This is a genomic window from Methanoplanus limicola DSM 2279 (assembly GCF_000243255.1).
GTDB lineage: Archaea > Halobacteriota > Methanomicrobia > Methanomicrobiales > Methanomicrobiaceae > Methanoplanus > Methanoplanus limicola.
Map to the genome: position 1 here is coordinate 3168377 of NZ_CM001436.1, position 20890 is coordinate 3189266.

22 protein-coding genes are annotated in these 20890 nt (G+C 43.8%); 10 read left to right on the plus strand and 12 right to left on the minus strand.

What is annotated here, in order from left to right; translation table 11 throughout:
- Window positions 1-52: 52 nt before the first annotated feature.
- From METLIM_RS15110 to METLIM_RS15125, 4 genes are all read right to left on the minus strand, one after another.
- The gene (locus tag METLIM_RS15110) at window positions 53-709 is read right to left on the minus strand and encodes a peroxiredoxin (protein WP_004079786.1); all 657 of its coding nucleotides are present in this window, start codon (window positions 707-709) and stop codon (window positions 53-55) included.
- 26 nt (window positions 710-735) lie between these two features.
- A complete protein-coding gene (locus METLIM_RS15115) occupies window positions 736-1074 on the minus strand; it encodes a carboxymuconolactone decarboxylase family protein (RefSeq protein WP_004079787.1) in 339 nt (112 codons plus the stop codon).
- 5 nt (window positions 1075-1079) lie between these two features.
- Window positions 1080-1208: a desulfoferrodoxin FeS4 iron-binding domain-containing protein gene (locus tag METLIM_RS15120; RefSeq protein WP_004079788.1), complete on the minus strand. Its 129-nt coding sequence runs from the start codon at window positions 1206-1208 to the stop codon at window positions 1080-1082.
- Window positions 1209-1284: 76 nt separating this feature from the next.
- Window positions 1285-1503, minus strand: coding sequence for a zinc ribbon-containing protein (locus tag METLIM_RS15125; protein WP_004079789.1), 219 nt, complete (start codon window positions 1501-1503; stop codon window positions 1285-1287).
- Between the two features lie 347 nt (window positions 1504-1850).
- On the opposite strand from METLIM_RS15125, the gene METLIM_RS15130 reads away from it, so the two are divergent.
- On the plus strand, window positions 1851-2477 hold the full coding sequence (locus METLIM_RS15130) for a flavodoxin family protein (protein WP_004079790.1): 627 nt from the start codon (window positions 1851-1853) through the stop codon (window positions 2475-2477).
- Between the two features lie 54 nt (window positions 2478-2531).
- Here METLIM_RS15130 and radC read toward each other — a convergent pair whose 3' ends face one another.
- Window positions 2532-3191: a RadC family protein gene (gene radC, locus METLIM_RS15135; RefSeq protein WP_004079791.1), complete on the minus strand. Its 660-nt coding sequence runs from the start codon at window positions 3189-3191 to the stop codon at window positions 2532-2534.
- Window positions 3192-3404: 213 nt separating this feature from the next.
- Here radC and acs point away from each other — a divergent pair, with 213 nt between their 5' ends.
- The 5 genes from acs to METLIM_RS15160 all read left to right on the plus strand — a co-directional run bounded on the left by acs (window position 3405) and on the right by METLIM_RS15160 (window position 8549).
- Window positions 3405-5306: an acetate--CoA ligase gene (acs, locus tag METLIM_RS15140; RefSeq protein ID WP_004079792.1), complete on the plus strand. Its 1902-nt coding sequence runs from the start codon at window positions 3405-3407 to the stop codon at window positions 5304-5306.
- Window positions 5307-5468: 162 nt separating this feature from the next.
- Window positions 5469-5969 carry a rubrerythrin family protein gene (locus METLIM_RS15145; RefSeq protein ID WP_004079793.1) on the plus strand — a complete coding sequence of 167 codons (501 nt, stop codon included), beginning with the start codon at window positions 5469-5471 and terminating at the stop codon, window positions 5967-5969.
- Window positions 5970-6142: 173 nt separating this feature from the next.
- Window positions 6143-7300: an FAD-dependent oxidoreductase gene (locus METLIM_RS15150; protein ID WP_004079794.1), complete on the plus strand. Its 1158-nt coding sequence runs from the start codon at window positions 6143-6145 to the stop codon at window positions 7298-7300.
- Between the two features lie 186 nt (window positions 7301-7486).
- Complete coding sequence (locus tag METLIM_RS15155; RefSeq protein ID WP_004079795.1) at window positions 7487-8305, plus strand: HAMP domain-containing protein; 819 nt, start codon at window positions 7487-7489, stop codon at window positions 8303-8305.
- Window positions 8306-8318: 13 nt separating this feature from the next.
- Window positions 8319-8549 carry a hypothetical protein gene (locus tag METLIM_RS15160; protein ID WP_004079796.1) on the plus strand — a complete coding sequence of 77 codons (231 nt, stop codon included), beginning with the start codon at window positions 8319-8321 and terminating at the stop codon, window positions 8547-8549.
- Window positions 8550-9486: 937 nt separating this feature from the next.
- Here the strand turns inward: METLIM_RS15160 and METLIM_RS15875 are convergent.
- The 4 genes from METLIM_RS15875 to METLIM_RS15180 form a co-directional block, all read right to left on the minus strand.
- Window positions 9487-11955 carry a protein kinase domain-containing protein gene (locus tag METLIM_RS15875; RefSeq protein WP_004079797.1) on the minus strand — a complete coding sequence of 823 codons (2469 nt, stop codon included), beginning with the start codon at window positions 11953-11955 and terminating at the stop codon, window positions 9487-9489.
- 69 nt (window positions 11956-12024) lie between these two features.
- Window positions 12025-12807 (minus strand): FHA domain-containing protein, encoded by a 783-nt coding sequence (locus METLIM_RS15170; RefSeq protein ID WP_004079798.1) that lies wholly within the window; start codon window positions 12805-12807, stop codon window positions 12025-12027.
- A 207-nt stretch (window positions 12808-13014) separates the two neighbouring features.
- Entirely contained in the window at window positions 13015-13722 is a 708-nt protein-coding gene (locus tag METLIM_RS15175; RefSeq protein WP_004079799.1) for a PP2C family protein-serine/threonine phosphatase, read from the minus strand.
- Between the two features lie 324 nt (window positions 13723-14046).
- Window positions 14047-14397, minus strand: coding sequence for a hypothetical protein (locus tag METLIM_RS15180; RefSeq protein ID WP_004079800.1), 351 nt, complete (start codon window positions 14395-14397; stop codon window positions 14047-14049).
- Between the two features lie 226 nt (window positions 14398-14623).
- Between METLIM_RS15180 and METLIM_RS15185 the strand changes: the two genes are divergently transcribed.
- From METLIM_RS15185 to METLIM_RS15200, 4 genes are all read left to right on the plus strand, one after another.
- Window positions 14624-15232, plus strand: a complete 609-nt coding sequence (locus tag METLIM_RS15185; protein ID WP_004079801.1) for a HEAT repeat domain-containing protein — start codon at window positions 14624-14626, stop codon at window positions 15230-15232.
- A 39-nt stretch (window positions 15233-15271) separates the two neighbouring features.
- Complete coding sequence (locus tag METLIM_RS15190; protein ID WP_004079802.1) at window positions 15272-16171, plus strand: MBL fold metallo-hydrolase; 900 nt, start codon at window positions 15272-15274, stop codon at window positions 16169-16171.
- An 84-nt stretch (window positions 16172-16255) separates the two neighbouring features.
- Window positions 16256-16615, plus strand: a complete 360-nt coding sequence (locus METLIM_RS15880) for a hypothetical protein (protein ID WP_004079803.1) — start codon at window positions 16256-16258, stop codon at window positions 16613-16615.
- A 176-nt stretch (window positions 16616-16791) separates the two neighbouring features.
- Window positions 16792-18711: an RNA-binding domain-containing protein gene (locus METLIM_RS15200; RefSeq protein WP_157202335.1), complete on the plus strand. Its 1920-nt coding sequence runs from the start codon at window positions 16792-16794 to the stop codon at window positions 18709-18711.
- Between the two features lie 50 nt (window positions 18712-18761).
- On the opposite strand, the gene ruvB is transcribed toward METLIM_RS15200, so the two are convergent.
- Genes ruvB through ruvC form a run of 3 tightly spaced genes read right to left on the minus strand, consistent with a single transcriptional unit; the run spans window position 18762 to window position 20837 of the window.
- Window positions 18762-19760 carry a Holliday junction branch migration DNA helicase RuvB gene (gene ruvB / locus METLIM_RS15205; protein ID WP_004079805.1) on the minus strand — a complete coding sequence of 333 codons (999 nt, stop codon included), beginning with the start codon at window positions 19758-19760 and terminating at the stop codon, window positions 18762-18764.
- A 5-nt stretch (window positions 19761-19765) separates the two neighbouring features.
- On the minus strand, window positions 19766-20365 hold the full coding sequence (gene ruvA, locus METLIM_RS15210; protein ID WP_004079806.1) for a Holliday junction branch migration protein RuvA: 600 nt from the start codon (window positions 20363-20365) through the stop codon (window positions 19766-19768).
- 1 nt (window position 20366) lies between these two features.
- Complete coding sequence (gene ruvC / locus METLIM_RS15215; protein WP_004079807.1) at window positions 20367-20837, minus strand: crossover junction endodeoxyribonuclease RuvC; 471 nt, start codon at window positions 20835-20837, stop codon at window positions 20367-20369.
- Window positions 20838-20890 lie beyond the last annotated feature (53 nt).

The following is a 20890-nucleotide window of genomic DNA, read 5'->3' on the forward strand; positions in this document are numbered from 1 at the left end:
AACTATTACGCATCAAATGCAGGATATGCAGAGATTAAAAAAAGAAGGGATATCAGATATCCTTAAAGCAAAGATAGAAATCCTTACAGTCATAGCCTTTTGAGGCACGCTCATCTGCCTCCTGCTGGGTTGCCGGCGGGGGCACAATCACCTTATCGCCGGGCTGCCAGTTTGCAGGGGTTGCAATGTGATGCTTGTCACTTGCCTGAAATGCCTTCAAAGCCCTGACAATCTCCGGGATATACCGCCCGTTTGAGAGCGGATAATAGATCATTGCCCTGATCTTTCCTTCAGGATCGATGAAAAAGACTGTCCTGACAGTTGAGGTGTTGCTCTGTCCCTTATGAATCATGCCGAATTTGTTTGCCACACTCATATCAAGATCGGCGATGACCGGGAAGGGTATCTTAATTCCAAGTTTCTCATCAATATTTCTGACCCATGCAATATGAGAATGAACACTGTCTATTGAAAGGCCGATAAGATTTGCATTCAGTGATTTCAGTTCATCATAAACGCCTGCAAAGGCTGCAAATTCAGTGGTGCAGACCGGAGTAAAGTCTGCCGGGTGCGAAAACATGATAACCCACGACCCGCGGTAGTCCGAGAGCTTTATCTTTCCATGGGTGGTTAATGCCTCAAATTCCGGTGCAGGTTCGCCTATAACAGGCATTGAGAGGCATTCACATTCCTTATCTTCAGATTCCATAATTATTTTCCCCTAAAATCTGTAATTTATTCATAAAGTGCATCAAGTTCATTTCTGCCCTGTGCATAGGCAGGCATCCCTGAGAGAAGGAAGGCAACACGCAGTGCTTCCTCAATCTCCTCCTTTTTAACGCCGAGATTTTTAGCACCGGCCATCTGGGCGGCAAGTGCCCTGTTATCCCTCATTGCCGCAGTAATGGCAATTGCAAGGATCTTCTTGGTCTGTTTGGTAAGGGAACCGTCTGCCCAGATGTAATTGTCAAATTCAAGAATTTTATCATACATCATCGGGTCCTTCTCTGCCATATCACGGAACACTCTTGGAACCTTGCCGATCTTCTTCTCAAGATCCTTTAAATCAGACATCTCAGTTACTCCTCCTTTTTGCTCATAGGTTCACCGCAGCAGACAAGCTCTCCGCCGCCGACTTCCTGTACCTCTACCACATTACCGCAGATCTCACATTCAAAGACCTCTCCGGCTTCAGTTACATTTACCATTTTGTTACACCCCGTAAATTTAATACAAATTCTGCAAATTTAAGCATTCGGACATTAAAGCCCGGAAAATTAATATTTATCTCTCCGGAGGATGTTTTGCGTCCTCAGGAGTCTGAATATCCGGCCTGATATGTGTTATCGGAAAGCACTGATACATCTCACATGCACAGGTAGGGCATTTTCTTAAATCCTGCTGAGAGTCATTGATCTCAAATTCAAGCCCGCAGTCTATACAGACGTACTTGCCAGGGCCGACTTTTTCGCCGGCTTTTACCGTTTTTGGATTTTCTGCCATAATAAAAACCTCATTTTCTGATCAATCAGCTATCATATTAAACTTTCCCAGGAGATACTTCACAAATGGCAGCACAGTAAGAGAGAAGCGGGTCAACCCGCATAACCCGGAGTATGACAGAATAAACCAGTCCGGATTTACAAAAAACATTTAAATAAGAAAGTAATATAATGATTATTTTCATTTCTAAACGGCAACCACAGGAAAAAAGCCTGCGTTAACAGCAGAACCATAACAGAAACAATTTTACCTATCAGGATTGTTTAGAGATTAAGAGATAAATTTCACCACCGGAAAGTTAATCAGGAGGACAAATAATATTTCCGGACGGTCAGGAGAAAAATATTATGAAACCACAGATTATTGCACTGCTCGGAAGCCCGGTTGAAGATGGAAATACTGCAAGACTGCTATCAGAAGCAATAAAAGGCGCTGAGGATGCAGGATGCAGTGTTACAAAGGTAGAGGTTACAAAACTGAAATTTTCACCATGTATGGAGTATTTCTACTGCGAACAGAATGATGACTGCATGATGAAAGATGACGTATCTCCGTTTTTAAAGAGATTCAGAACGATTGACGGGTTAATTGTTGCCTCGCCCGTAATGACTATGGGGTTTCCGGGAGCCATAAAATCATTCATGGACAGGTTCCAGGTATTTTTTATGGCAAAATATGTACGGAAAGACCCGCTTGTTAAAAAAGAGATGAAAAAATGGAGAAAGGCGCTCCTGATATCTATTGGCGGCATGAATGTACCTTATGACTTCGATGGTGTCAGGCTTTCAATGAGGGCTTTCTGCGACATAACGGATTTTGAATACTGGGAGGATGTACTTCAGAATGATATGGACAGTATTCAGGACATCACAAAAAAACCTGAAAAGATAAAGGAAGCATATACAAAGGCATATGAGATGTGCAGGCTTATTGCTGAGGATAAGGCAAAAAATACAGCTGAAGAATCCGGATAACCGGTACAGGTGAACAGTCACCCTGTTTTTAGCAGGGATTTATCTGCAGTTCACTCAGATATAACCCCTCTCCCTTAAACTTACAAGACCGTTTTTTGCAATGATTATATGGTCAAGAATTCCAATACCGACTATTTCTGCGGATTTCAAAAGCCTCTCGGTCACGGCGATATCATCTGCCGAAGGCTCCGGATTGCCTGAAGGGTGGTTATGTATGAGAATTACAGATGCGGCACGGTCTGATATCGCATCAGCAAAAACCTCCCTTGGGTGGACTGGACTGTGGTTTAAGGTGCCGACCGTAACAACGCGGTTTTCTATCACTTCCCCGGCACCATTGAGAGTTACACAGATGAAATACTCCTGTTTTTTACCCTTCAGATAGTCCACAAGAGGCAGGACATCATGCGGCTTTGATATCTTAACTGCATCACGCGGCATGTAGCGCCTTGCAAGTTCAAAAGAGGCAACTATCTGGGATGCCTTTGAAGCGCCCACACCGTCAACGGAGAGGAGGGATTCATAACCGGGATTTCCCTTAGCATCGTTAAGAATTTTTTCAATCTCAGAAGCTACCTGCAAAACATCCCGTCCGGGCATGCCGCTGCCGATTATTGCCGCGATAAGTTCCCTGTTTTTAAGGCATTCCACACCTTTACAGGCGATTTTTTCACGCGGCCTGTCCCTCTCATATGTATCCCTGATAGCCTTCATCCGCAATCGCGTAAGTATTACCCGCTCTCATTTTTAAATGCGGATGTTTTATTCCGGAATAGTAACCCGGTTAAATGCCGCCGTAACATGCAGGAATATTGCCGGAGAAGAGAGAGACAGGCAGAACGGGATAAAACAACCAGGTCGTCAATTGACGAGCAATAATTCGACAACAGAAAACTATATAAATTATAATGATTAATAATGACAAATATGCCAGAACCGGATACGGGTTCCGGACAGGAGGAAGGGATGTCAAAGACATACCACGCAGATCCCTCCTACCGGACAAATGCACACATGCCGGACTACTACGAGGCACTGTGGCGTTTTAAGGATGATCCGGAGACCTACTGGGCAAAAGTGGCAGGGGAACTCGTCTGGGAGAAGAAATGGGACAGAATCCTCGACTGGAACCCCCCATATGCATCATGGTTTCCGGGCGGAAAACTGAACGTCACGGTGAACTGCCTTGACAGGCATGTAAATGACGGAAAGAGAAATAAGGTTGCCTTAATCTTCAGGGGAGATGACGGCGGCGAGAAGGTACTGACGTACAGGCAGCTGTACAGGGAAGTAAACAGATTTGCAAACGGCCTTAAAAATCTCGGTGTGAAGAAAGGCGACAGAATTGTCTTTTACATGCCGTTTATACCTGAGCACGTGATTGCAATTCTTGCCTGTGCAAGGCTTGGCGCAGTACATTCAATTGTGTATGCAGGATTCGGATCAGAAGCACTGCATGCAAGAATCAGGGACTCAAAGGCCAGATTTGTCATAACAGCGGATGTGAGCATCAGAAGGGGGAGATCAATCAGCCTGAAATCGATCGTGGATGAAGCAATCGTAAATGCATCCACCGTTGAAAAGGTGATAGTACACAGGAGGTCTTACCCTCCGATAGAACTCTACGCTGAGATGGAGATGGACTTCAATGACGTCATGAAAGGTCAGAGCCACTACTGTGAACCTGAGGTGATGGATGCTGACGATCCTTTATTCATATTATACACAAGCGGGACGACCGGAACACCAAAGGGGGTACTGCATACCTGCGGAGGTTATCTCGTCGGAACGTACTACACTACAAAGTATGTATTTGATATGAAGGATAACGACGTTTACTGGTGCACGGCAGATCCGGGATGGATTACAGGGCATTCGTATATAGTCTATGGCCCGCTCTCAAACGGAGCAACGGTCATCATAAGTGAATCAGTGCCTGATTACCCGGACCCCGGAGTATGGTGGGAGATTGTCGAGGAATTCGGCGTTACCATCATGTACACCGCACCAACGGCCATAAGGATGTTTATGAAGCATGGTGAGGAATGGCCGGACAAATATAACTTAGATTCCCTGAGAATACTCGGTTCAGTCGGAGAACCCCTAAACCCGGAGGCTTTTGAATGGTTCTACAGGGTCATCGGAAAGAGCAGGACCCCGATTGTAGATACCTGGTGGCAGACCGAAACCGGTATGCACATGATAACGACCCTCATAGGCGAACCGATGAAGCCCGGATTTGCAGGCAAGCCACTGCCCGGCGTTGAAGCCGATGTCGTGGATAAGCAGGGCAAAAGTCTCCCTCCCGGAAAAACAGGCCTTCTTGTGATAAAAGGTCCGTGGCCGGCAATGATGAAGACCATATGGAACAATGAAGAGAGATATAATCATTACTGGTCTCAGATTGAAGGGTGCTATACTGTCGGCGACCTTGCAGTAAAGGATAAAGACGGCTATATAATGATACTTGGAAGGTCTGACGATATAATCATTGTCGCAGGCCACAACCTGGGAACAGCCGAGGTCGAATCTGCCCTTGTTTCGCATGAAACAGTCGCTGAAGCGGCAGTGATTGGTATTCCCGACCCACTGAAGGGCAATATAATAAAAGCGTCAGTAATTCTCAGAACAGGGTTTAAAGGTTCTGAAACACTGTCCAATGAACTGAAATATCATGTAAGGATGACAATCGGTCCGATAGCAATGCCATCCGAGATAAAATTCGTTGAAAGCCTGCCAAAGACAAGAAGCGGCAAGATTATGAGGAGGGTATTAAAGGCAGAGGCAATGGGGCTTGATCCCGGAGACATCTCCACCCTTGAGGACTGACAGAGGCAAGAGATAAGGGATACCAAAAAAGTGCAGAAAGACTGATAACGGCAATCGTGAGACATCCGGAAGATGAAAATTCCGGGTGGTTCACCGGAATAACTGCTATAACCATTTATAGTATAACTGACATGAATTAAAATGGAAAAGGAGTTTATTATTATGACTACAATGGAAAATGCAGAAGAAGCATATGCAGGCGAATCACAGGCTAACCGGAAATATGAGGTTTTTGCAGAGAAAGCGACAGCAGAGGGATATCCAAATGTCGCAAAGCTCTTCAAGGCAGCGTCAGAAGCAGAAGCCATTCATGCAAAGAGACTTTTATTTGTCTTAAATAAACTTGGTTCAACAGAGGAAAATCTAAAAGGATCAGTTGCCGGTGAGACCGAAGAGTACACGGAGATGTACCCTGCATTCATCAAAACTGCAGATGAAGAAGGGGAAAACGAAGCTGCAACAGTATTTACCCATGCAATGAAGGCAGAGGAGGTTCACGCCGGAAGATATCAGAAGGCACTGGAGGCAGTATCCGCAGGAAATGATTTTGAACTTTCAAAGGTTTATCTCTGTCCGGTATGCGGAAATATTGAAGTAGATATCATTCCTGAAAAATGCCCGATTTGTGGTGTCCCGGCAAGAATGTTCCGAGAAGTAGAGTAAATTTCAAAACGACCATTTTTTTTCCGGAAAAGATAATCCCGGAGACTATAAACATTTTATTTAGCCGGAAATTATCAGCAGGATTTACATTTTTGCCGGAATGTCTGGCATTAACCCTGATTTTTTAACTGACGGATAATATCTAATATTAAGAAGACAATATAGCTCATATTATGTCTGATGTGAGGGTTTATTCTACCAAAAACTGCCAGTACTGCCGCCTTTTAAAGGCATTCCTGGATAGGAAAAAAATAAAATATGAGAGCATTGACGTAGGCGAGAATATAGAAGCCGCAAAAGAGATGGTTGAACTTTCCGGTCAGTATGGTGTGCCTGTAACAGTGGCAGAAGGAAAAACCATCATAGGCTTTGACATTCCCGCCCTCAATGAGATATTCGGGGTCCGGAGAAAAGAGGACGGAATTCCGGATGTCATCATCATCGGCGGAGGGCCGGCCGGAATGACGGCAGCTATGTACTGCTCAAGAAAGATGCTCAATACGATGATAATTACAGAAAATATCGGAGGTCAGGCACTGGAATCATGGTCGGTAGAGAATTATATGGGATTTAAGCTCATCTCCGGTTCTGACCTCATGCAGAAGTTTGAAGAGCAGATCAGAACCCAGGATATGACAATCGAACTTGACAGTGTCTCTTCGTTAAAAGAAGACGGGAATGAGTATATAATCGGTACAGAATCCGGCTCCGAATACAGATGCCGGGCAGTAATTATCACAAGCGGAGTAAGTCCTAAATGGCTCGGTCTGGAGAAGGAAGAGAGGTATATAGGACGAGGGATAAGCATATGCTCAACATGTGACGGCCCTCTGTTCAGGGACAAAATTGTAACCGTAGTCGGAGGCGGCAATTATGCCCTCACTACTGCAATAGAGATGAGCAAAATAGCAAAGGAAGTCAATCTCATTGTCAGAAGCAAAATACGTGCAGATGAGATCTACCTCAGCCAGTACAGGGACACAGGAGGTATAAATACGTATACAAATTATGTCGTCTCAGAACTGTCAGGCAATGATTTTCTGAAATCGGTTACGATAGAAGAGAGAAAAACCGGTGAGAAGAAAATACTGGAGACAGACGGACTCTTTCTTGCAATAGGCCATCAGACAAATACGGCTTTTCTCGACGGATTTGTAGCCAGAAATGAGAAAGGAGAGATTATCATCGACATAAACGGGAATACTGACAGAAAAGGGGTGTTCTCCGCCGGAGATGTGACCTCGGTAAAGGGCAAGCAGATAATAATTGCCTCAGGGGACGGTGCGAAAGCGGCACTTTCAGCGTATGAATATCTTATGTCACAGAGATAACGGTTCAACAGAGAGATAAAATAATATTTGGCTGTCAGACTACAGACATAAATATCAACACCACAAATAACAACATAATAATAAATAAACAAAATTAAAAATCATTAATTCCGGAATACACAACTTTTTTTAACATTCAATCCAAAACATTAGAATATTAACAATATATTATTAAAGGTGAATTAATTGACAAAATGGTACAACAGCATAATGACAAAGCTTACGGTGAGTTTTATAGTACTCATCATAGTCATATCGGGAATGAGTTTCTTCTACACATATGGCGAAACAAAGACCGCCCTTAAAGATACAACCCAGGATGAACTGCTATCAACCGCAAGTATAATTGCCACCCAGGTTGACGGGGATATTCTTCAGAATATAAAGGAAGGGGATGAAAATTCACCGGAATTTATTAAGCTGAGAGATCAGCTCTATGAAATCCAGGAATCTACGGATGAGATAATGTATCTGTACACCATGAGGAAGGTTGGGGATGATATCGCCTTTGTTGTTGATGCAGAATACGGCATCTCAGAAGATGTCGCAGGAGTCAATGAAGTATATGACGAACCGACAGAAGAGATGTTCCTCGGATTTGAAAGGCCGATATCAGAGAAGGAATTTACAATAGACCAGTGGGGAGTTGTAATCTCAGGTTATGCCCCGGTATATAATTCCGAAGGAAAAGTTGTGGGCATCGTCGGGGTGGACATGGACAGCCACAAAGTAATTGACCGCCAGAATTTCATAGGGAATACAATATACATGATTATTCTGATTTCTGTTGCAATTGCCGGCCTTATAATTGCCATGTTTGCCAGGTCGATGATAAGAGACATCCGCAAATTAAACGAAACTGCCAACAAAATAAGCATGGGTGACTCAGGAGTCACTGTTGATGTCAGCAGGAACGATGAGATCGGCGAACTTGCAGAATCTTTCGGAAGAATGGTTGCGAGTTTAAAGATTATGATGATGGATTTCGGGGACGAAAAAGACTGAGGAGAGAGACCAGATGTCCATTCTTTCAGAAAAGGTCTTAAAGGAAGCAACCTTTTATCTCGGTCCGGCGGCCAAAACATTCCTTGAAAGGCAGACCAAATACCACCTTGACAGCCTTCATTTTGATGACCTTAAAAAAGAGCACCTGAATGAACTTTGCCACTGGATTAACATCTCAGGAGGCCTTATAATCGGCAAGGATAAAGCCGCCGAACTTGCAGAAAAAGTAATGAATATAAGATAAACATACATTTTTTTAAGCGTAAAAAAAAAGCATCTCCATCTTTGTTAATGGAGAGGTACACGGATGTTATTACATGCATATTTTATGGGGTTTTTTATGCCTGCAACTCCGGATTATGACCCGGGGCAGGGCCGCATCCGGATTAAACAAAACATCCCTGAGGATGTCCTGAATTAAAGTTCTGGTCGTTCTGGTCTTTATGATTATTAATTATCTGGTCTTTTTTTGGGATTGGTAATAATATATTTGGGGTTTGGGGGGTTGGTTGCTGTTAATATCTGGATTGTCTCTCTGATTCCTATTCTGGCATTTAGGATTTCATTTAATGGTTGGATCGGTTAATCTGGGTATTTGCGGGCCAAAAGGCCCTATAAATTACGATCTATTATTGATTGGTATTGTCTGGTTATCCGGGAATTCCGGATATTGTCCGGAGTTTTTATTATATGATGAAGTTTTGACGGACCTGTCACCGGTATGGGGAAATTAATTCAGACTGAATGGCCGTAATTAATATTTCAGGCCCGCCCGATTACTCTTTCACCGGTTTGATCTACTTTAGCATTTAACAGAATCTGCCGGAAGAAGACTGTTCAGATTAAGGTCTGGCAACCACCTGAACTCTTCTTTAACCGGCATAATTCATGAACAGATCTTCTGGTTATTCTGATATCTGTTATTACTGAATCATCACCTCGGTATTTACTCGGGATATGCAGAAAAGGGTGGGGTTATTTTCCCCTTCTCTGCCACCCTGATAAATAAGTCACCGCCTGATTATATAAATGGTTAAAATATCACAGATTACTGCTTTTAACCGGACGGTTAAACGGTAAAATCTCCGGGTAAAAGAAACACGAGGGAAATATTCAGGATAAGAAGCAGATAAAGAACTCCGATCTGAAAATTAAGCAGAAAAACAGGGATTAGATCAGAATCAGATCTCACCCTGAGAAGAGAGAATATCTTTCAGGTGTTGCAGGTCACTCAGAAACTCTCCGATATTCTGATATCTGTCTTTTGGCATCTTCTCAAGGCATTTCATAATGATTCTGTCGAAAGGCTCATCAGACAGGCGGTTTTCCGATGGCTTCATCGGCATACGGTGGATAATCTCATCAGTCATCTCACCCACACCTCCGCCAAAGAACGGCCTCATGCCAACGACCATCTCATAAAATACAACGCCCATCTGATAGATATCAGTCCTCTCATCAGGCACACCAAACCTGCGTGGTGCAATCTGTTCAGGAGCTGCATAGTTAAGTGAAAAACCAACAACCGTGGTCTCATGACCGTCTGAGATCATCTTGCCAAGGCCCCAGTCGGTAATCTTTGCCGTACCGTCTTTGGTCACTAAAATATTCTGCGGTTTTATATCGCGGTGTATGATACCGAGTTTATGTGCATATGAGAGACCTTCAGCTATTCCCTCAATAATCTTAAGAGTCTCTTTTAGAGGGAGAGGTTTTTCAGACTCAGAAAGATCAGATACAACGTACTCCATCTCAACGAAAGGAACAGGCAGAATATTGACTGAATTCAGCCTCACAATATTTTTATGCGATAATTCCTCCCATATTCTCATCTCCTTCATAAAAAAGCGCCCCGTAACCTCATCAAAGTTAATCGGAACCTTCACAGCAACAACTTCGCCGTCATCCCTCCTGACAGCTTTAAATACCCTGGCAATACCCCCTTTACCGATAAATTCCACACCGTAATAACGCTCACCAAGGCATTCCGGGAAATATGAACCTGAAAGTGCCGAACCCATAATGCCGTATTCATTGTCAAAGACTGTGGTGTGATCATAATTAGAGACAACAACAGTGTCGGATGAGACAATTTCCGGATGAAAACCCGAAATTATCTCCTCTTTTACTGATTTCTGGGGAGAACTCTCATATATGTAGAAATAAAGAAGAGGAAGACAGATCGACAGAATCAGGGATACTGGGTATATAATTGAATTTAAAGGTCCGAGATCAACCGGTGCGGTATAAAGAGATACAAAAAAATAAATAAATCCAAACGCTGCGAGTGGTGCATGAAGCCTGCTCAGGAGGACCGGCACTCCACCTTTAATAAAATTGTACGATAATAACGCCGAAGACGCGATCAGAAATGTCGTTAAAGCAATGAATAATACCTGAATAATCCCGTAATCGATATTTCTTATGATCAGCCGTGAGGTATATGAGACCACGGAATAGAGCATTGCAACCGCAATTGCAATATATCCGCCATAAAAGAATTTTATCCCGTTTCTCCTTATGCGGGAACCGCTGCTCTCAACTTCCCTGTAACCGCCGACAAGGTCAAGCATTCCGGCAATAACACCTGACATAAGCAGCATAAGAACTACCACTTCAACGGGAGATACCCCTGAGAGCCACGCCACCGGCGGAGGGTTCTGAACCGGCTGGCTGAAATTCAGTCCCGGAAATTCACCGCGGCTATTATTATCAGGCAACCTGCTGCCATTCACCGGATCTGGTTTCTCTCTGCCGCCTTCTCCGGGAGAAAAACCTCCAGGAGGCGGAAGTATGTAATACGAAACATGGGATATGAGAGGATAATTATCCTCAACAAAGTTATGTCCCGGAAAAATTCGGCCGCCTGACGGATTGATCCCATTCACAGTATAGAAATTCCGGTCCGGAACAATGACTTTATCATCAGAATAACCGATATATGGCACATCACCAATGCCGTCACCGCTCCCGTCAATACCGACATAATCATTCCAGTAATTGCCCAGTGGTGAGTTGAAACTGTTCTCTTTATAAATATACTCTCTATCCGGTGAATACCACACCACTCCGGGAGAGAGGCATCTGACATTGACATTATTCTCAAAATCATTCAGATATACTATGCACCCTTCAGACTCATCAATAAAAAGACCAACCTCATGACCACGGATTGTGTTCTCCCTGACTGTGACGTCTGATGAACGGTAGATCGTAATTCCGGAAGGAGTGGACTGAATATCACATTCACTGACAGTTATATTCCCGCCACGGACAATTATGCCGGAATCGGCATTACCACTCACAATCAGCCCTTTTACTGAGACATAATCTGCATTTATCTTTATTCCCGCATCTCCGAATGAACTCTCGATCTTTGGAGTGCCCTTTCCGGAGTCATTTCCAAGGAGGGTCAGGGGTTTATCAATGAGGATATTTTCTGCATAAACGCCCGAACTTACAATTACGGTATCACCAGGATTACTTGCATTAATTGCAGAGGCAATATCTGGAAAACCGTCATCGCCGCCGACATAAACAGATGCACCAGATGCCGCACCGGGAATTAACAGAATAAGCAGTGAAAGGAGAAGAAGGCGGCAGAGAAAACCGGAAATTTCAGGGCTGGATCGAATCTCCGGTATTATCATTACTGCTGCCTCCGATTAAAATAAAATCTCCGTCATCAGAACGGAAATCATGATAATATATTATATTACTTAAAAGGCATTAAATATGAGTCTTGCACCGCGGGGACCACGCCCCAGGTCGATCATATCTCCGCCTTTAAGAGCAGTTTCACGGAAGGGTGTTATCTTTTCGCTGTTTATATAAGAACCGCCTGTAGAGTCACAGTCTTCAAAATACCAGATATTATGCCTTCTGAAAAAACGGGCATGAGGTTTTGTAACTCTTGTAACGGCCTCATACGAACCGGAAATTACAACCGCATCATCTGAATAACTGTACTGGGGTGCTGAATGGTCCTCCCTGCCAATCCTGACATCATCTGACTTCAGAGGGTAAGCACTCCCGTCGTCCTCCCCTCCGAGCATAACCAGAACAGGTACATCAGAGCCGGACTCATCCGCAATCATCTTTCTTATATTATCAAGTTTATCATTGATCTCACTCTCACCGATTCTTACGTCAATGTTTGAAAATATGCTCAGATTTCTGATTATTCCTTCCATCCCACCCGGAATTATAGAATATTTCCAGACCGGAAGAGCACCTTTAGAAGTCTGACGGCCCATACCGGCCTCCTTTTTTATCACTCCTGTTTTAAGCAGTTTGTCAAGATGCTTCTTTGTATTCTCATAACTGGTATCAATCTCTTTTGCAATCTCACGGACCTCTTTCGGATGATGCTCAATAAACTTCAGTATTCTGAGCCTTGTCGGGTTGGAGAGGACGTTTAAGTATTCAGACAGGTCCTCAAAAAAATCCGGATCAGAACTGATTGCAATTGTCTTCTCATTTTCGTCATAAATTCCTGCCATTAAAGTCACCTCATGCAAATTCTGTATATTAATATTAGATAATTATAGTGCGCTGCATAATGATTTGGGATAACCGGATTGTGACCAGGATTATTTCAAATCATGCACTTATACCGCACTTCATAGTAATAATCAAACTTCCCGGAACATTCCGGAAAGTTCTGAATTATACTATATTTCAAAAAGCCCCAGAACTCAGGGGATTTTTCAGTCAGTCCTCACAACAACTGCTGTGATATTGTCATCTGAAGATGATAGTGCCTCATTAATGAGCGCCTTTGCTGCATCACAGGCTTTAACACCCTTTAAAATCTCTTCAATCCTTTCTGAACCGATGTAATCATGAAGGCCGTCTGTTGAGAGGAGAAGCGTCACTCCGGAACTCAGAGAATCAGAAATTATGTCAACCCTGAAGTCACCTCCGAGGGAGTGCCTGATTATATGCTTCATCGGATGGAACCTCGCCGATTCAGCTTCCACCATCCCCTTGTCCACAAGTTCCTGGACAACAGAGTGATCCTTTGTAATCTGCCTGAGAATACCGTCAAGAAGATAAACTCTCGAATCACCGGTATTTCCGACTACAACCGAGCCGTCAACGATAAATGCTGCAGTAAGGGTTGTACCCATTCCTGCCCGCTCATCCTTCGCTTCTGAAATTATAATACGGTCTGCCTCTTCAAAAGCCAGCCGCATTAAGGCTTCAACACCCGAAACTCCGTCTCCGGCCCTGTACTTATCTGTAAAAACGGACCTGAGAGTATCAATAGCAATCCCGGATGCAACTTCACCGGCAGCATGTCCTCCAAGGCCATCTGCCACTGCAAGAAGTATGCCTTCACCTACAGGCATGGCTATACATGAATCTTCATTATAAACCCGCCTACCCGGAACTGTTACACAACTGTAGTCCATATCTGCCCTTCCGGAAGTCTGATATTCCGGCGTATATAATCTGACATATTATTTAAGATCCGGCCTGTAACTGTATAAGATTATAGTGCACTGCATAGTAATAAGCAAACTTTCCGGACAATTCCGGAATGTTCTGAATTATACTTTATTAAGACATTTCAATGTTACCAAATCCTGTACAGTCCTTTCTTTCCGGATTACAGGATTTACAATACATGCAGATGGCAATTGTATTTCAGGAGTTATTAATATGTTATATAGTATAGGTTAACCGGTATTCCGGCAGGGTTAAATAAAAAATATAATGAATATAAATTTCCCGGATTAAAGGACAGACATCCAGACTGCATATGATCCTATAACCATTATGACAAGAATTACTATCAGAATTTTATAGAGGCATGATTTACATATCCCAAAGATCAGGTCGTCCTTTCCGGATTTGCATGCACGGCATGAACCTCCGGATACTGCTTTGGGATATTCGGTTTTGTAGACTTTTGCAATTTTTTCATGAAGATTAGGCGAATTATGAATCCTGTGCCAGTCTTCATCACTCATCCCCAGAAAAAGGTCGCATTCGTGGCATTTTACCCATACTTCGTTATCAGAGGGTTTTTCTACATATAATCCGGTCTTCCCGCACTTTGGGCATGGAACTTCACTTAAAACCATAATTTTAAACAGGCAGATTACTAATTAACCCTTTTCATCTGAAATTCAGCCGGATCAGCACATATTAAAGATAATTAAGAGAGATAATTTATTCAGGACGGTATCATTACAGAAAGATCCGGGCAGGATAATGCAGATGAGACCAGAGAAAACCGCCCATATCATTATGGGTAATCACCCGGAGAATCCATGACTTTTTTCTTCAGAAAGGTTCAACAGATTTATAATGAAAATATTCCGGATATCAGTACTGCTGTCCCTTCTTCTGATAATTTCCCTCTTTGCAGGATGTACAGGAGAAAACAGCGGCGATTCAGAAATATCAGGGTACATTGAATCCCTTAAATCAGGCACACAGGAAGATAAGAAGAAGGCAGCAGAGGCTCTTGCAGAGAGAGGAGAGGCTGCAATACCACAGTTGAGTGCCGTTCTCACATCTGAAGATAAACAGTCGGCAACATGGGCTGCTGTAGCTCTCACCAGGATGGGCGAAATTTCAGTTGAACCTATGATCGGACTGCTCTCATCAGGAGATGAAAATCAGCGCGAATGGGCAGTAAATATCCTGGCATGTATAGGTGAGCCGGCATATCAGCCATTAATTGATGTTCTTAACACCGGAAATCAGGAAGAGACTGAAGGTGCTTCACTTGCACTTATTAAAATCGGCGGCCCCGCACTGCCTCTGCTCTCACTTGAACTGAACACAAATCCGGATGCAAACCTCGCGGAGATCGACTCAGTAATAAGATCCATTTATGCAACAGCCGGCCTTCAGGAGAGACTTGCGAACACAACGGCATCGGATTTGGCATCCGGAGATAGAACAGTATAACAACTATAAAACACCAGATTCATAATAAGGGACACATAAATGAAAATAACAATACTTACTGAAAATTCAGTCATATTTGCATCCCCTTTCTCCGGAGAACACGGATTCTCAGCACTGGTTGAAGATGGGGAGAAAAAAATACTCTTCGATACCGGAAAAACCGATTTATTTGCAAAAAATGCTGAGAAGATGGATATTGACGTCTTTGAACCTGAGATTATTGCATTCTCACACGGCCACTATGACCACACAGGCGGGATTCTGCATATGATTCACACCCTTCAGGACGCTGAAACAGGTACAGAAGAAGGCCGTCAGGCTTCAGATGAAAATAATAAGACTGAGATTGTTGCGCACCCGGAGTTTTTCAGGAAGAGGTATGCAAGAGAGGAAGATCATCTCAGATATATCGGAAATCCGTTCACAAGAGAGGACCTGGAGAAGCATTTCAGAATAACACTTACTGCAAAACCTGTAAAACTCTCCGAAAATGTCGTCTTCCTCGGCGAGATCAGACGTATTTTTGACTTTGAAGACCCTGGAGACTGGTCGGTGTACCCGGATGAGACAGGCGATAAAGGATTTACCGTTGATACTATTCCGGATGACACAGCCCTTGCATTAAGGACAGATAAAGGTATATTTGTCCTCACCGGATGTTCGCATTCGGGAATCTGCTCAATTGTTGAGCAGGCGAAGACGGCATTTGGAGAAGAGCAGGAGATAATCGGAATCATGGGCGGACTTCACCTGGCAGGACTGCCTGATGAGAAGATAAAAAAGACAGGAGAATATCTCAGGGATAATGTCAGAGGCAGGATATACCCCGGACACTGCACAGGTTTTGACGAAATACTTAAGCTCTCCAAGTACTGTGATACAGGATATTCCGGAGTTGGGATTGTCCTTGATCTGGACAGTCCGGATTTGCAGGATTAAAAAATAAAACCTGCCACTTCCAACTCTCCTAAACTCCGGAGAAGCAGACATATTATATATATTTTTGAAATCAGAATAAATTTAATGGATAAAGACAGATCTTCTGAACCAAACCGGATGTGCAGTCTGGCGATAACCCTTCTTTTAGCCTCTGCGGCTGTTATGGCTGCGGGCTGTATATCAAACAGCAGTGACAGCACGATATGGAAAGACGCTCCGGATGTGAATATAAATACAGAAGGAACAGTCACTTATGTTGACCTTGAAGGAGGATTTTACGGTATTGTGGCAAAGGACGGCACCAGATATTACCCCTTAAATCTTGGGGAGAATATGCAGAAAGACGGGCTTAAAGTGAGATTCCTTGCAGACACGAAGGACGATATAATGACAGTGCAGCAGTGGGGAATTCCGGTCGAGATCGTCAATATAAAAGAGATATGATTCTGATTTATCCATAACCTCCAGAATTTATAAAAATATGCTCCAAATCACCGGCATACAATCGGTCTGTGACCTATGAAAACTGGCTGGTAAATTACAGGAAGCAATGAAAAAGATGAAGACCAAAAGAGGCACAGCAAAGGGACTGCCTGATGTCAGCCTCCGGGAGTATGGATATGTATCATAAAGATTTTTTTGACCTGGATTCCCTTAAGGAAGGTTTTGACGTTGAACTAAAAACCGCACTGGGAAGGGACAAAAAAGGAGCAGTTCCCGAATCCTTCTGGGAGACCTATTCTGCAATGGCAAATACCAGTGGAGGCATTATAATTCTTGGAGCACAGGAAAAAGATGAATCTGTTGTATATCATAATTTGCCAAAATACGGACAGATGATTCAGGACATCTGGAATAATCTTAACAATCCAAAAAAAGTGAGTGTGAACATACTCCAGAACAGGAACATTAAACCCAAAACATATGAGGGGAAAAATATCATTGTAGTCACAGTACCTCAGGCCTCGCGAAAACAGCGTCCGGTATATATCGGAACTAACCCACTTGAAGGGACATACCAAAGGCAAAACGAGGGAGATTACAGGTGCCAGCCCGAACTGGTTAAACAGATGCTCGGTGAGCAGGCAAATGACACCAGAGATGCCGTTATTCTTGAAAACTTTACTATTGATGATATAGATAAAGAATCATATCGTATATACCGCCAGCAGTTCTCGAATCTCAAACCAAATCACCCGTTTAATGAATGTGATGAGAAAGAATTTCTGCGCCAGATCGGTGGATGGAAAAGGAACCGCCAGAATGGAAAAGAAGGACTCACCCTTGCAGGACTCTTAATGTTTGGCAAATTCCGTTCAATTCTTGATGCAGTTCCCAATTATATTGTAGATTATCAGGAAAGGGAAAACACCGATACACGGTGGGTTGACAGAATCACTCTGGATGGATCGTGGTCCGGGTGCCTGTATGATTTTTACCGGACAGTTATGAAAAAACTGTCAGCTGATCTTAAAGTACCCTTTAAGCTGAACGGGGATGAAAGAATCGAGGATACACCGGTTCATGAGGCACTGCGTGAAGCTCTGGTAAATACGATTATTCATGCTGATTATTCCGGAAACTGCTCATTACTTGTTGTGAAACGCCCGGATCTTTTTGGATTCAGGAATCCCGGACTTATGAGGATTCCCAAACCGGAAGCAATTCGCGGAGGGATCAGTGACTGCCGCAACCGGAATCTGCAGAAGATGTTTCAGTTCATTGGTCTTGGTGAGCAGGCAGGGTCCGGATTCCCAAAGATATATCAGAACTGGCAAATGCAGCACTGGCGTGAACCAATGCTTGAAGAGAGGCATGGGAGCAACCAGACAGTATTCATCCTGAAGATGACAAGCCTCCTCCCGGAAGAGGTTTTAGGTGCACTAAAAAGTGAATTTGGGGAATCATTCAGAGATTTGGTAAATGTTGAGCGCCTTGCGATGGTAACTGCATATTCTGAGGGTTGCGTAAATCACAGCAGGCTAAAAGAGCTGAGCAGAGAGCACCCGCATGACATAACCATCTCACTCCATAACCTGGTGAAACAGGGACTACTGGCGAGTGAGGGTTCGGGAAGGAATACATTTTATTACATTCCAGGAAGACACCCAATGGGAGATGAAATTTTCGGAGGAGAAATATGCCCAAAATATAGCTCCGAGCATTTGGATAACAGCTCCGAGCATTTGGATAACAGCTCCGAGCATTTGGATAACAGCTCCGAGCATTTGGATAACAGCTCCGAGCATTTGGATAACAGCTCCGAGCATTTGGCTACCTTAAGAGATATTGCAGAACCAGTAAAATCTGTAAAAAAGGCCTCAAAAGCGCTCATGGAATCCACAATTATGGAGTTATGCAGTGGTAGACATCTGACAATTGAAGAGCTATCATCTCTCCTTAATCGAAATAAAGACACACTGAGAACACATTACATCATACCACTGCTGCATAAAGGAAAGCTTGAGCAGAAATACAAAAATGTCACCACCCATCCAAATCAGAAGTATCGGGCTGTAGATGAAAAAGAGAGAGAATGATCCGGAATCATTCAAAAGCTGTATTATAAATGAAGATTAATTATCGGAGATTAAATCTTATTTCCGGATGACCTCAGATGCTCCCTTGCAGCCGGTGTCGTCTCCCTGCCCTGAGGAGTTCTTTTTATAAATCCAATCTGGATGAGATATGGTTCATAGACATCCTCAATTGTCCTGACCTCCTCACCAACAGAAATAGCAATCGTTTTTACCCCGACAGGCCCCCCATCAAAGTCATCCGAAATTACGGATAAAATCCGCCTGTCAAGCTCATCAAGCCCGGTTTCATCGATCTGAAGCATAGAAAGCGCACCGGATGCGATCTCTTTCGTGACAGTACCGTCCCCCTTTACTGACGCATAGTCACGAACCCTTCTGAGCAGACGGTTAGCAATCCTCGGAGTCCCGCGGCTTCTGCCTGCAATCTCTGCAGCACCTTCACCGGTGATCTCAATTTTAAGAATAGAGGCACTCCTTAAGACAATTCTCCTGAGTTCTTCCGGATTATAAAGCGAAAGGCGTGATATTATGCCAAACCTGTCACGAAAAGGAGAACCCAAAAGTCCCTGTTTTGTCGTTGCACCAATGAGGGTGAAATGCTCAAGGTTTAACTTTACCGACCTCGCACTCGGCCCCTCTCCGATCATAATGTCAATGAAGAGGTCCTCCATTGCAGGGTAGAGGATCTCCTCCACAACGGAGTTTATCCTGTGAATCTCATCTATAAACAGAATATCCCCGCGTTTCAGTGCCGTCAGAAGTGCCGCAACGTCACCGGGTTTTTCAAGCACAGGTCCGGTAGTCGTCTTAATGGCAGATCCCATCTCATTTGCAATGATATTTGCAAGGGTCGTCTTGCCAAGCCCCGGCGGCCCTGAGAACAGGATATGATCAAGCGGTTCACCGCGGAGTTTTGCAGCTTCTATCGCTATCTTAAGCGATTCCCTCACCTGCTCCTGCCCTACAAAGCTTTCAAGACTATCAGGCCTTATAGTCACCTCATAAACGTCATCACCGGCAGATTCCGGTGAGACAATCCTTTCATCCATAACAGTCAGTATTCCTTAAGTTTTGCAAGTGAATCGCGTATAAGTTCCTGAAGAGAAATATCTCCGCTGGATGATGCTATAGTCTCAACAGCAGTTCTGGACTCCTTCTCCTGAAATCCAAGCGAGAGAAGGGCACTGACAGCATCGTTTATAACCGGAATTTTCGTTCCGGAATCAGGGGACGCTATCGTCTCGCTGATCCTCTTCATCTTATCCCGGAGTTCAAGAATCAGCCTCTTTGCACTCTTCGGCCCGATCCCGGATATTCTTGTCAGCACCTTTTCATCGTCATTTAATATCGCAAATGCAAACTCCTCAGTGCTGATCTGTGAAATAATATTCAGGGCGGTCTGAGGTCCGATTCCGGATACACTGATCAGAACCGAAAACATCTCAACCTCATTCTGGTGTATAGAGCCATAAAGCGAAACAGAGTCCTCTCTGACCACCATATTCGTATATACCCTGACGGGCCTCTCACCAGAGAGAGAAAGCTCATCAAGTGATAACTTTGGAAGATAGACCCTGTAGCCTACACCGCCGACATCCAGAACAGCCCATTTATCTCCGGTCTGTACCGGAATACCATATAGTTGTGCAATCATACTATCTCATCATGTGAATATGGCAGAGGGCTATCGAAAGCCCGTCTGCTGCATCATCCGGACGCGGAATCTTGTCAAGGCTAAGAAGCCTTCGGATCATATCCTGCATCTGACGCTTGTCGGCCCTGCCTGAACCTGTAACTGCCTGTTTGATCTGGTTAGGAGTAAATTCCGTTATAGGAATTGCCCTCTGCTCTGCCGCCAGAAGAATGATACCGCGTGCCTCACTGACACTCAGGGCAGTCGTGGTGTTCCTCGAAAAGAATAGCTTTTCAACTGCTACACAGTCAGCTTCATACTTTCCGAAGAGTTCTGAGAGGGCATTGTAAATCTCAAGAAGCCTCTCAGAACATCTTAGTTCACAACCGGTCTCGATGCACCCATATTCAAGAGCTGTAACCTTGCCCCTCTCCTCTTTAATCACGCCAAACCCGACACGGGCCAGACCAGGATCAATTCCTATTACAATCAATTGTTATTCAGCTTCCTTTGTATCCTTAAAATTAAATTCAGAAGAATAATAAT

Bases quoted from the DNA above. Each gene is read 5' to 3' on its own strand.
- METLIM_RS15875 (WP_004079797.1), bottom strand. From the start codon at position 11,955: ATGATAATACCGGAGATTCGATCCAGCCCTGAAATTTCCGGTTTTCTC.
- METLIM_RS15180 (WP_004079800.1), bottom strand. From the start codon at position 14,397: ATGGTTTTAAGTGAAGTTCCATGCCCAAAGTGCGGGAAGACCGGATTA.
- METLIM_RS15170 (WP_004079798.1), bottom strand. From the start codon at position 12,807: ATGGCAGGAATTTATGACGAAAATGAGAAGACAATTGCAATCAGTTCT.
- METLIM_RS15110 (WP_004079786.1), bottom strand. From the start codon at position 709: ATGGAATCTGAAGATAAGGAATGTGAATGCCTCTCAATGCCTGTTATA.
- radC (WP_004079791.1), bottom strand. From the start codon at position 3,191: ATGAAGGCTATCAGGGATACATATGAGAGGGACAGGCCGCGTGAAAAA.
- METLIM_RS15125 (WP_004079789.1), bottom strand. From the start codon at position 1,503: ATGGCAGAAAATCCAAAAACGGTAAAAGCCGGCGAAAAAGTCGGCCCT.
- METLIM_RS15150 (WP_004079794.1), top strand. From the start codon at position 6,143: ATGTCTGATGTGAGGGTTTATTCTACCAAAAACTGCCAGTACTGCCGC.
- METLIM_RS15145 (WP_004079793.1), top strand. From the start codon at position 5,469: ATGACTACAATGGAAAATGCAGAAGAAGCATATGCAGGCGAATCACAG.
- METLIM_RS15160 (WP_004079796.1), top strand. From the start codon at position 8,319: ATGTCCATTCTTTCAGAAAAGGTCTTAAAGGAAGCAACCTTTTATCTC.
- METLIM_RS15880 (WP_004079803.1), top strand. From the start codon at position 16,256: ATGGATAAAGACAGATCTTCTGAACCAAACCGGATGTGCAGTCTGGCG.
- METLIM_RS15200 (WP_157202335.1), top strand. From the start codon at position 16,792: ATGTATCATAAAGATTTTTTTGACCTGGATTCCCTTAAGGAAGGTTTT.
- METLIM_RS15190 (WP_004079802.1), top strand. From the start codon at position 15,272: ATGAAAATAACAATACTTACTGAAAATTCAGTCATATTTGCATCCCCT.
- METLIM_RS15130 (WP_004079790.1), top strand. From the start codon at position 1,851: ATGAAACCACAGATTATTGCACTGCTCGGAAGCCCGGTTGAAGATGGA.
- acs (WP_004079792.1), top strand. From the start codon at position 3,405: ATGCCAGAACCGGATACGGGTTCCGGACAGGAGGAAGGGATGTCAAAG.
- ruvA (WP_004079806.1), bottom strand. From the start codon at position 20,365: ATGATTGCACAACTATATGGTATTCCGGTACAGACCGGAGATAAATGG.
- METLIM_RS15120 (WP_004079788.1), bottom strand. From the start codon at position 1,208: ATGGTAAATGTAACTGAAGCCGGAGAGGTCTTTGAATGTGAGATCTGC.
- METLIM_RS15175 (WP_004079799.1), bottom strand. From the start codon at position 13,722: ATGGACTACAGTTGTGTAACAGTTCCGGGTAGGCGGGTTTATAATGAA.
- METLIM_RS15185 (WP_004079801.1), top strand. From the start codon at position 14,624: ATGAAAATATTCCGGATATCAGTACTGCTGTCCCTTCTTCTGATAATT.
- METLIM_RS15115 (WP_004079787.1), bottom strand. From the start codon at position 1,074: ATGTCTGATTTAAAGGATCTTGAGAAGAAGATCGGCAAGGTTCCAAGA.
- ruvB (WP_004079805.1), bottom strand. From the start codon at position 19,760: ATGGATGAAAGGATTGTCTCACCGGAATCTGCCGGTGATGACGTTTAT.